Origin of the sequence: Pseudomonas sp. TJI-51 (assembly GCF_000190455.2) — a bacterium.
Taxonomy (GTDB): domain Bacteria; phylum Pseudomonadota; class Gammaproteobacteria; order Pseudomonadales; family Pseudomonadaceae; genus Aquipseudomonas; species Aquipseudomonas juntendi.
Genome location: NZ_AEWE02000037.1, coordinates 17393 through 28120, shown reverse-complemented (window position 1 = coordinate 28120; position 10728 = coordinate 17393). Strand labels below are relative to the sequence as shown.

9 protein-coding genes are annotated in these 10728 nt (G+C 63.3%); 7 read left to right on the top strand and 2 right to left on the bottom strand.

All coding sequences use genetic code 11. The features are described 5' to 3' along the window. The 7 genes from cheB to G1E_RS08610 all read left to right on the top strand — a co-directional run. On the top strand, positions 1 to 689 hold a 689-nt coding region (cheB, locus tag G1E_RS29340), incomplete at its 5' end, for a chemotaxis-specific protein-glutamate methyltransferase CheB (RefSeq protein ID WP_047149767.1). Then, positions 689 to 1429, top strand: a complete 741-nt coding sequence (locus G1E_RS08635) for a flagellar motor protein (RefSeq protein ID WP_009681920.1) — start codon at positions 689 to 691, stop codon at positions 1427 to 1429. The genes cheB and G1E_RS08635, both read left to right, overlap by 1 nt. A 3-nt stretch (positions 1430 to 1432) precedes the next feature. Then, positions 1433 to 2290: a flagellar motor protein MotD gene (gene motD, locus G1E_RS08630; RefSeq protein WP_009681921.1), complete on the top strand. Its 858-nt coding sequence runs from the start codon at positions 1433 to 1435 to the stop codon at positions 2288 to 2290. A 182-nt stretch (positions 2291 to 2472) separates the two neighbouring features. Then, a complete protein-coding gene (locus G1E_RS08625; protein WP_009681922.1) occupies positions 2473 to 3261 on the top strand; it encodes a ParA family protein in 789 nt (262 codons plus the stop codon). After that, positions 3261 to 4187, top strand: coding sequence for a CheW domain-containing protein (locus G1E_RS08620; RefSeq protein WP_009681923.1), 927 nt, complete (start codon positions 3261 to 3263; stop codon positions 4185 to 4187). Before G1E_RS08625 ends, G1E_RS08620 begins: the two co-directional genes overlap by 1 nt. 12 nt (positions 4188 to 4199) lie before the next feature. Next, positions 4200 to 4679: a chemotaxis protein CheW gene (locus tag G1E_RS08615; RefSeq protein WP_003254393.1), complete on the top strand. Its 480-nt coding sequence runs from the start codon at positions 4200 to 4202 to the stop codon at positions 4677 to 4679. Between the two features lies 1 nt (position 4680). Continuing rightward, a complete protein-coding gene (locus G1E_RS08610; RefSeq protein ID WP_009681924.1) occupies positions 4681 to 5076 on the top strand; it encodes a DUF2802 domain-containing protein in 396 nt (131 codons plus the stop codon). A gap of 44 nt (positions 5077 to 5120) precedes the next feature. Here G1E_RS08610 and G1E_RS08605 read toward each other — a convergent pair whose 3' ends face one another. Both G1E_RS08605 and G1E_RS08600 read right to left on the bottom strand, forming a co-directional pair. Beyond that, entirely contained in the window at positions 5121 to 7880 is a 2760-nt protein-coding gene (locus G1E_RS08605; RefSeq protein ID WP_009681925.1) for a dermonecrotic toxin domain-containing protein, read from the bottom strand. A gap of 90 nt (positions 7881 to 7970) precedes the next feature. Further along, positions 7971 to 10706, bottom strand: coding sequence for a dermonecrotic toxin domain-containing protein (locus tag G1E_RS08600; RefSeq protein WP_009681926.1), 2736 nt, complete (start codon positions 10704 to 10706; stop codon positions 7971 to 7973). Between the last annotated feature and the right edge of the window lie 22 nt (positions 10707 to 10728).

Sequence of the window (10728 nt, the reverse complement as noted above, 5' to 3'; positions counted from 1 at the left end):
CACCGCCGGCCCCTGCCAGCAGCCATGCGCCGGCGGCGGGTGTGGGCAGCCCGGCAGCGGCGCGCAGTGCGTTGCCGGCTCGGGCCCCGGCAGCCGTGCCCGCTGCGGCTGCGGCGCCTAAACGCAAGCCTTACAAACTGGTGGCCATCGGTACCTCCACCGGCGGCCCGGTAGCCCTGCAGCGGGTGTTGACCCAACTGCCGGCCAACTTCCCTGCACCGATCGTGCTGATCCAGCACATGCCGGCTGCGTTCACCAAGGCGTTTGCCGAACGCCTGGACAAACTGTGCCGCATCAGCGTCAAGGAAGCCGAAGACGGTGACATGCTGCGCCCAGGCCTGGCCCTGCTGGCCCCGGGTGGCAAGCAGATGATGGTCGATGGCCGTGGCGCGGTGAAGATCCTGCCGGGCGATGAGCGCCTGAACTACAAGCCGTGCGTGGACATCACCTTCGGCTCGGCGGCCAAGTCATATGGCGACAAGGTGCTGTCGGTGGTGCTGACCGGTATGGGTGCCGATGGCCGTGAAGGTGCGCGCCTGCTCAAGCAGGGCGGCAGTACGGTGTGGGCCCAGGATGAAGCCAGCTGTGTGATCTATGGCATGCCCATGGCCATCGTCAAGGCCAACCTGGCCGACGCGGTGTATAGCCTGGACGAGATCGGCAAGCACCTGGTAGAGGCCTGCGTCTGATGGACGTGCTGAGCCTGATCGGCCTGATCCTCGCCTTCGTTGCCATTGTCGGTGGCAACTTCCTCGAGGGTGGCCATGTCGGTGCCCTGGTCAATGGGCCGGCGGCATTGATCGTGCTGGGCGGCACCTTGGCGGCAGCACTGCTGCAGTCACCGCTGGCCTCGTTCAAGCGGGCCCTGCAGATTCTGCGCTGGATCCTGTTCCCGCCCAGGGTCGACCTGGCGGGTGGCATCGACCGGGTGGTGAACTGGAGCCTGACCGCGCGCAAGGAAGGCTTGCTGGGACTGGAAGGGGTGGCCGACAGCGAGCCCGACCCGTATGCGCGCAAAGGCTTGCAGCTGCTGGTCGATGGCGCCGAGCCAGAAGCCATTCGCAGCATCCTCGAAGTCGATTTCCTGACCCAGGAAAGCCGCGATATCCAGGCGGCCAAGGTGTTCGAGAGCATGGGCGGGTACGCGCCTACCATCGGCATCATCGGTGCGGTCATGGGCCTGATCCACGTGATGGGCAACCTGGCCGACCCGTCGCAACTGGGCAATGGCATCGCCGTGGCCTTCGTCGCCACCATCTACGGTGTGGCCAGCGCCAACCTGGTGCTGCTGCCGATCGCCAACAAGCTCAAGGCCGTGGTCATGCGCCAGTCGCGCTACCGCGAAATGCTGCTCGAAGGCCTGTTGTCGATTGCCGAGGGCGAAAACCCGCGCTCCATCGAGCTGAAGCTGCAAGGCTTCATGGAGTAACCCATGCGCCGCCGTCGTCATACCGAGGAACACGAAAACCACGAACGCTGGCTGGTGTCATACGCCGACTTCATTACATTGCTGTTCGCATTTTTTGTGGTGATGTACTCGATTTCGTCGATCAACGAGGGCAAGTACAAGGTCATTTCCCAGGCGCTTCTCGGGGTGTTCAACGACCCTGAGCGCAGCATGAAGCCCATCCCCGTGGGCGAGGAAAAGCCATTGACCGTGCGCCCGGCCGAGCCGCTGGTCAACGACAGCGAGCAGACCGAAGCAGGCCTTGCGGCAACCAATACCGATCCGCTGAAGACCATCAGCGATGACGTGCGCGATGCCTTTGGCGACCTGATCAAAAGCAACCAGATGACTGTGCGCGGCAACGAACTGTGGATCGAGATCGAGCTCAATTCATCGCTGTTGTTCGGCAGTGGCGATGCCATGCCCAGTGACAAGGCGTTCGCCATCATCGAGAAGGTGGCCGATATTCTCAAGCCGTTCGCCAACCCGGTACATGTCGAGGGTTTCACCGACAACCTGCCGATCCGTACCGCGCAGTACCCGACCAACTGGGAGCTGTCGTCGGCGCGGGCGGCGAGCATTGTGCGCCTGCTGGCCATGGAGGGGGTGAACCCGGCCCGCATGGCCTCGGTCGGCTATGGCGAGTACCAGCCGGTGGCCAGCAATGACACCGCCGATGGCCGGGCGCGCAACCGGAGGGTGGTGTTGGTGATTTCCCGAAACCTGGAAGTGCGCCGCAGCCTGACGGGCTCGGGCAGCGCCAATGCAACACCGGATGCTGCCTTGCGCCGGGCTGGCACACAAAGTGCACCGGCTACGCCAGCAACGGTGGCGGGGCAGTGATTCGTCAATTCTCTGGCACTGCTACAAGCACAATTTTGACTGTGACGCCGTCCCCTCTGGCAGCGGGCGAGCCCGCGAAGCAGGCGACGCGGTGATTGTCACCGGCTTCGTCGGTGTTCGCGGGCTCGCCCGCTGCCACATCGATCGCACGCGCTTTCAAATCAATACATAGAGTTTGCTTGATGAGAGTCTGGGCAGTAGCCAATCAAAAAGGTGGCGTCGGCAAGACCACCACGACCATCGCTTTGGCCGGCCTGCTGGCCGAGGCCGGCAAGCGCGTGGTCGTCGTCGACCTGGACCCGCACGGTTCGATGACCAGTTACTTCGGCCACAACCCTGATGCCCTTGAGCACAGTTGCTACGACCTGTTCCTGCACAAAGGCAGCGTGCCTGAGGGCTTGCCGGGGCAACTGCTGCTGCCCACCAGCGACGAGCGGATTTCGCTGTTGCCGTCGAGCACCGCGCTGGCCGTACTGGAGCGCCAGTCGCCGGGGCAGAATGGCCTGGGCCTGGTGATCGCCAAGAGTCTGGCGCAGTTGTGGCAGGATTTCGACTTTGCCTTGATCGACAGCCCACCCTTGCTCGGCGTGCTGATGGTCAATGCCCTGGCCGCCAGCCAGCAGTTAGTGATCCCGGTGCAAACCGAGTTTCTTGCGGTGAAGGGGCTTGAGCGCATGGTCGCGACCCTGGCCATGGTCAACCGGTCACGCAAGCAGGCGCTGCCGTACCAGATCGTGCCGACGCTGTTCGACCGCCGCACCCAGGCCTCGCTGGGCACCCTCAAGCTGCTGCGTGACACCTACGGCCAGCATGTATGGCAGGGCTACATCCCGGTCGATACGCGCCTGCGCGACGCCAGCCGCAAGGGCGTGACGCCCTCGCAGTTCGACGCCAAGAGCCGTGGGCTGGTCGCCTACCGGGCACTGCTCAAGCACCTGTTGACCTACAAACCCGCAGCGCAGGTGGCCTGATGACCCAGACCCGGTACACCGGCACCCGGCCACAGATGGCCTTGCAATCGTATCTGGATGGCCTGCTGCAGGAGGCCACCGAAGACGAGGCGCTGTTGCAGCCCCCCGTAGAGCCCGCTGCAGCCGATGAGTTCGCTGAAGCCGTGCGCGAGGAACAGGCCCGCGATGCCCGCCAGCCGCAACCTGCCGAACCGCTCGTGGCCGTTGCCCGCCCTGCGCCTCGGCCTTTCGCCGAACCCCGCCTGGCGGTGTTGCCCAGCGTGATGCCGGTAGACCCGCCGGTGGTGACGGTGGTGGAGCAGGAGGTGGTGGCCGAGGCGGCCATTCCAGTGCTGGGCGAAGCGCCTGCGCTGGAACCGGCGCTGCCACTGGTCGACGTGCACCTGCCAGCGCCGCCCGTGCCACCGGCCACTGTCGACGGCCGCCCGGCCTGGGCCGCCGAACCCTTCGAATGCCTGTTGTTCGATGTCGCCGGCCTGACCCTGGCCGTACCACTGGTGTGCCTGGGCTCGATCTACACCCTGGCCGGCCAGGAGCTGACACCGCTGTTCGGTCAGCCCGAATGGTTCCTTGGCATCCTCACCTGCCAGGCGGGCAACCTCAAGGTCCTGGATACGGCGCGCTGGGTGATGCCCGACCGCTACCGCGACGATTTCCGCCAGGGCCTGCAGTACGTGATTTCGGTGCAGGGCTACGAATGGGGGCTGGCCGTGCACCAGGTCAGCCGTTCGTTGCGCCTGGACCCGTCGGAAATCAAGTGGCGCAGCCAGCGTGGCCAGCGCCCGTGGTTGGCCGGCACGGTTATTGAACACATGTGTGCATTGCTCGACGTTGCCGCGCTGGCCGAGCTGATCGCCAGCGGCGCGGTCAAGCAGCTGCACGACAAACAAATGACACCGAACACAACCGCCAGAAAGCGGATTTAGAGGGCTAGGGGAATGAAAAAGTCGTCTGCACAAGGTTCTGAAGATCCAATCCTGCAGTGGGTAACCTTCCGGCTGGACAACGAGTCCTACGGCATCAACGTGATGCAGGTGCAGGAAGTGCTGCGTTACACCGAGATCGCGCCGGTGCCGGGTGCGCCCAGCTATGTGCTGGGCATCATCAACCTGCGAGGCAACGTGGTAACGGTGATCGATACCCGCCAGCGCTTTGGCCTGATGCCGACCGAAGTCACCGACAACACCCGTATCGTCATCATCGAGGCCGACAAGCAAGTGGTCGGTATCCTGGTCGACAGCGTGGCCGAGGTGGTCTACCTGCGCCAGTCGGAAATCGAAACCGCGCCGAACGTGGGTAACGAGGAGTCGGCCAAGTTCATCCAGGGCGTGTGCAACAAGAACGGCGAGCTGCTGATCCTGGTCGAACTGGACAAGATGATGACTGAGGAAGAGTGGTCCGAGCTGGAGAACATCTGAGTTGATCTTCGAGGTTGCGGTAATCTTTCTGGCGTTGCTGTGGGCCTTGAGCCTCTGGTTCTTCCTCAACTACAGCAAGCGCCAGCGCGAAGTGGCCGCGCAGCAGGCTGTGGGCGATGCCTTGCGCGACCAGCGCATCAAGGACCTCGCCAAACGCCTGGATGACTACCAGAACGTCACGGTGCGCATGGGGGACGCGCTGCACGAGCTGAACGTGGCGGTTGCCCCCTTGCCGGACCGGATCCAGCAACTGGAGCAACGCGACCCTCATAACGTGACGTTCTCCCAGGCAGCCAAGCTGGTCGGCATGGGCGCCAGCATCGCCGAGCTGACCGAGAGTTGCGGCCTGACCCAGGCCGAGGCAGAGCTGATGAGCAAGCTGCACCGTAGCGACTGAGCCTGGCGGGCCGCTTCAAGGCCCGCTCAGGCCTGCGCCCAGGCTCAGGTCTGGACCCAGGAGTGATTGCCGCCGACAGTGGCGATGCGGTTGAGCGGCAATTGCTGGTGCACGGCCTCCCTCAACGCGCTGGTGTTGATGAAGGTGGCGGTATTGATGCGCGGGATGTTGTACAGGTTGACCATCTGGCGCAAGGTTGCGAGGTTGGGCAATTGCTGGTCGATCACGTCGCTGAGCAGGCGCGGGCCGGTCAGGTAGCTCAGGCGGCTGGCATAACGGTAGAAGTTCGAGGGGTCTTCGGCCAGGCTGGGCCTGTGGTCATAGAAGTCCGAATGCAGGCGGAAGCGTGCGTGCATTTCCTCGCTGATCGCCTCCAGGGTCGGGTTGCCAGGGTGGCTACCGATCTGGCTGGTGTTATACAGGCAGTTCATGCTCAGTTTCTCGTTGGCCATCGGCGGCGCCAGCAGCAAGCCATCTGCCGGGATGCACAGCGCTACGTCTTGAATCGCTTCGGTGGGCGTTGCCGGTGGTTCCCCCACCTGGGGTTGCCCGGCCTTGCCTGGCACCCGTAGCGTGTCGTCGACGTCCATGTACAGCCCCCCTTCATGGTGCAGCAGCGGGTAGCGCAGCACATCGCTTGCCGACGCATAGTTGGTGGCCACGCCACCATTGCCGTCCAGGGCCGCGTCGTACTGGGCATAGTACTTGGTCTGCTGGAATGCCCTGAAGAACGCTTGCTCTTCCAGGGGTAGCACCTGCAGCCCCGGCGCCTGTTCGGCCAGCAGACGCAGGTTTTCTTCGTGAGCGCCAGGGTTGGCCGTGGACAGGAACAGGCGCAGGCTGTAATCACTGTTTTCCAGCGCCGCGACATTGTGGGCAAGGTTGCTCAGCAAGGCCGGGCGCAAGGTCTTGTCACCTACCCAGAGGCAGGAAATCCGCTTGGGGATGGGCAAGCTGTTGGCGGGGGCGCGTGGGATTTCACCCGGCAGCACCAGGTCGATACCCAGCGCGCGCAGGGTGGCGGTGCGCATCGCATCGGTGACTACGCGCTCGCGGGGCTCGGGTACCAGGCCGCGAGCATCAGGGCTTGCCACGTAGCCAACGGGCTCAACGTCGTTGATGTCCTCGTCCAGGATGAAGGCATCCCGTTCAAGGTCATACACCACCTCCTTGATGTAGTCGTCGATCACCGATTCCAGGGTGTCCGGCATGCCGTTGTACCTCGGCCTGCGGATCACGGCGTCGGCGGTGAGCGGGTCGGCCTGCGGCAGCGGCGGGATCGGTTCGCAGATATGGAAGTAGGGCGCACCTTCGGGCGCCGGGGCTAGCAATACGGGGGGGCGCACCGGGCTCATTGGGTAACCGATCTGGTCGTTGAGCCGAATCGGCGGCACGAAGCCATCGCTTTTGAACGCGAACAGTGCCGAGGCTTTGGCCGCCCCAGTCAACAGCAATGGCACAGCATTGAACAGCCCCCAGGTGATGTTGGCGACACCGTCCTGCCGTGCCTGCAGGGTCTTGCCATTGATCGCCTCATCCAAGCCAAGGCCCAACTGCGCAATGCCGCCGAGCGCCAACACCGGTGCCAGGCCGGGCACCACCAGGCACAGCGGTGCCAGCAAGTTGAGGGTGGTGAGCAGGTAGCCCCGCCACTTGGCTTTGCTGACCTGGCTGTCGCTGGTGATGATGAAGTCGGCGTCATCGAAGCTGCGTTGGCGTTGGCGCTCGGCCAGCGCCTGGAACAAGTCGCCGGTGATCCTCGGGTTGTAGCGGCTCGGCCGGTAGTTGACATAGGTGCGCGGCGGCCAGATACCGTCGTTGTTGAACATGCCGTGCTCCGGTGGCAAGGCGTGGCGCCGGGGATATTCGGCCAGTCCATCGAGTGCGGTATCCAACCCGCTGAAATCCACGCCCTGCGGCCTGTCGGCCAGGCGGAAATGCTGTTTCAGGGCTTCACGCTTGAGCGGGTCTTTGCATTGCTCGCCAATCCAGTCTTTCAGCGTGTTTTCACTGGCGAACTCCAGCAAGGGTGAACTGTTGCCAGGTATGTAGAGCACTGTCAGGTCCGTGCCTGGGTTGCACAGGTACAGCAGGTCGGTGGCGGCGTAGCCATAGATGCTCAGGGTGCTCATGCGCAGCTTGTCGACCCGCGGCATCAAATCGGCCGCTTGCCACAGCAGTTTACGTGCCGCTTCGCTGAGGCTGCCTTCGCTGACCTGCTTGTTGCAGGCGGCAATGAAATTGAGCTTGCAAGCCAGGCGGTGGGCGCCCATGTGGTCGCGCCAGTAGGTGTGCAGGGTATTCTTGAAGGGTGCCTGGAAGTCCAGGTTCTCGATGAACTGCTGGAAGCTTTCGGCGGCTATCGGCACATGGGTGGTGGCGTCGTAGCGCGCTGGTTCGGTGCGGTGGAACAGCCCGTTGAACACCGAAAACTCGGCGCCATAGTGGTTGAAACCCCGGGCGGGCAGGGCGTTGACGATCCGCACCGGGCTTTCTGGCAGGGTGCCAGCCCAGGGCGCACGGAACAAGGCGCCGAACAGGTCGTTATTGCTTTCGCCCTGCCAGTTGCTGAGCACGGCCTGGGTCAGGCTGACGCATTGCCTGACCTCTGCCAGGCTGCCGCCCTTGTGGTCGGAACGGTAGTGCAGGGTCACCACATCGACCCGGTCGGGGTCGAGGTCGTGGCCCTGCTCGGCGAACCATTGCCTGACGGCCTGACTGGCCTGCCGATCGGGCCGAGGGACATGGTTCAGATGATCGCGGACATAGTGCACGCCAGTGGCGTTGATCCCGGTAGTGCGCATCGTGGTTACCTTGCGTGAGTGGGTGCTGCAAGGTTGCTGGATCACGCTGCACGCCAGTGGTAGATAACTACATACGCCCGCTATCACCCTTCAGTTCTGTTCCCAGCTATGTGCCCGGCCGGCCTCGAAGAAACGGTCGAGCGGCACATGCTCACGGATCAGCCGGGTCAACTGGCTGGTGTCCAGGGCGCCGTGAATGTCGTAGATGGGGGAAACCAGCAGCCTGCACATTTCGCGCAACTGCCGTAGCCAGGGCAGGCGCGCGTCGATCACGTCATTGAGTACCCCCGGCCCGCTCAAGCGGCTGAGGCGGCGGGCATAAGCGTTGAAGGCCACAGGGTTGAAGACCCGGTCGGGCCGTTCGGTGTAGAACGTCGGGTCTTGCTGGAAGCGTTGCAGGATCGCCTCGGAAATGGCGTCCAGGGTGGGATTGCCCGGGTGGCTGCCGATCATGCTGCTGTTGTACTGAATGTAGAAACCCAGTTGGTCATTACAGACCGGGGGGTACAAAAGCAAGCCATCGGCGGTCGTGCGCAAGGTCTGGCTGGCCAGCGGTGGGTTGCCTGGCCCCGAAGCGGCGTTGAGCAGCCGGTCGTCGGCATCCAGATAGAACCCACCGATCTGCTTGAGCATGCGGTAGCGCAGGATGTCGCTGGCCGAGCTGAAATTGGTGATGCCTGGGTTGGTGATCCCCAGCGCCGCCTGGTACTGGGCGAAATAGGGCGAACTGGCGAACGCCTGGTAGAACGGTTGATCCTCGAGCGGCAGGACGCTCATGTGGAGTGTTCTGCTCCTGAGCAGCGTGAGGTTTGCGCTATAGGCCCTCGGGCTCTGCCGCGAAAGGAACAGTTGGTACTGGTACCCAGTGTCTTCCAGGGCTTCGGCATTGTGCACCAGCGCCTCCAGGAAAACCGGGGAAATGGCCTTGTCACCCACCCATAGACTGGAAACGATGCGCGGAATTGGCGTGCGCTCCAGGGTGTCGAAGTGCGTGTAGTCCATGGGTAGATCCAGCTGGATACCTAGCTGCCGTAGGGTGCCCATGCGCTGTGCGTCGGTGACGACCCGCTGGGCGTCGGCAATCCGCACCAGAGCTGCTGATCCGCCGCTGTCGATTACCCAGCGCTCAGGTGTGGGTTGCCTGTATTCAGAGAGCTTGATGAAACTGTCGGTGTGCAGGTCATACACCACGGGTTGCGTCTTGATGCCCTGGGGCGCCTGGAATGTACCCTCGAAGTAGTGGCCCAGATTATCCCCCACGCGGGTCACCACTACACTTTGCGAGCCTGTCGTAATCCGCACCGTGTCACGGAACGCCGCTTGTGCCGGTACCAGCTGCAACGCATCCGTTGGCACGCTTACATTGGCCGCTTCGCCCAGCACATCCGCCAACTGGGTCGGCTGTAGCAAACCTGGCAAACGGTAGTGGAACGCCTGGCTGGCGCGGGCAATGCCGATGGGCAAGGGCAAGGCATTGAACAGGCCGAAGACCTGGTTTTCGACCCCCTCGGCCTTTTCGTCCAGCGAGTGGCCGTTGATCACCTGGTCCATGCCCAGGCTGAATTGTGCCACGCCGCCCAGCACCATCACCGGCAGAAGCTCGGGTACCACCACGCATAAAGGCGCCAGCAGGCACTGGGCAACGTTCAGGTAGCTGCCCCAGTGCGTTTTGTTGACCTGGCGGTTGGTGATGACGCGGTAATCCAGGTCATCGTAGCTGCGCTGTTTCTGGCGATCGGCCAAGTGGTCGAACAGGTTACCGTCGATAGGCAAGCTGTGGGTGGGCGATCCGAATTCGATCGTCTCTTCAGGGTCCCATATGCCACTGGTGGCAAAGCCAGGTTGATCGTCGGGCAGGCGATGCGCCGCGGGATAGCAGCCCAGCCCTTTCAAGGCCGTGACGAGGCCGCTGAATTCCAGCCCGTCCGCCCAGTCCGCGGGCGAGAAGCATTGCTGCAGCCACTCGCGGCGGGTTGGGTCTTTGCATTGCTCGGCAAACCAGTGCTTGAGCGCAGACAGGTCCGGGAACTCGTGCAGGGGCGACGCGTTGCCCGGCAAATAAAGGACGACGGTGCTGCTGTCGTCGGCCTTTATGTAGATGATCGATGTACTGTGATAACCGTACACATTCAGCAGGCGGGTGGTTATCGCCCGCGTGTCCAGGGGCAACAGGCCGCCGGCCTGCCAGGCCAGGCGCCAGGCAGGGACACTCAGGCTACCCTCACTGACTTGGTTGTTGCAGGCGGTGATGAAGGCAATTTCCAGTGCGCGTGCGTAGTCTGTCCGGCTCTGCTGCCAATAGCTGTCCAGTTGCGCCTTCAGCCGTTCGTGCAGGTGCAAACCCCATACATAGTCCTGGAAGACTTCGGCGCGGATGGGCAGCAGTGTCGCCGGGCTGAGCTCCTTTTTCGGGGTACGCCGATACAGGCCGTTGAAGATCAGGTAAGACATCGCGTTGGAAAGCAGGGGGGGTGGCCGCATACGGTCGACAAATGTCACCGCGTGCAGCGGCGCCATACCCGCCCAATCGCCAAAGTGGAATCCGCCACTGCCTGTACAGGGTTCCCCTTGCCAGTTGGCCAGCAGGGCGTCGGTCAGGCTGACGCGTTGAATCACCTTGGCCTGGGGGGGGAGCCAGGGCTGGCCTTCTTCGCGCTCTGGGTCCTGGTAGTGGAACGTGACGACGTCGATATCCGCGGGGGACAGGAGCACACCGCGTTGCGCTAGCCAATCGCGCAAAAGCTTGTCGGCCAATGTGTCCGGGCGCGGCATCTGGGCCAGCGCACTGTGCAACAGGCGCTGCTTCATGGGTTGTGGGAAGTTCATCATTGGGTGTCCGTGGCTATCG

Coding starts and splice junctions, on each gene's coding strand:
- G1E_RS08635 (WP_009681920.1), top strand. CDS start 689: ATGGACGTGCTGAGCCTGATCGGCCTGATCCTCGCCTTCGTTGCCATT.
- motD (WP_009681921.1), top strand. CDS start 1,433: ATGCGCCGCCGTCGTCATACCGAGGAACACGAAAACCACGAACGCTGG.
- G1E_RS08625 (WP_009681922.1), top strand. CDS start 2,473: ATGAGAGTCTGGGCAGTAGCCAATCAAAAAGGTGGCGTCGGCAAGACC.
- G1E_RS08620 (WP_009681923.1), top strand. CDS start 3,261: ATGACCCAGACCCGGTACACCGGCACCCGGCCACAGATGGCCTTGCAA.
- G1E_RS08615 (WP_003254393.1), top strand. CDS start 4,200: ATGAAAAAGTCGTCTGCACAAGGTTCTGAAGATCCAATCCTGCAGTGG.
- G1E_RS08605 (WP_009681925.1), bottom strand. CDS start 7,880: ATGCGCACTACCGGGATCAACGCCACTGGCGTGCACTATGTCCGCGAT.
- G1E_RS08600 (WP_009681926.1), bottom strand. CDS start 10,706: ATGAACTTCCCACAACCCATGAAGCAGCGCCTGTTGCACAGTGCGCTG.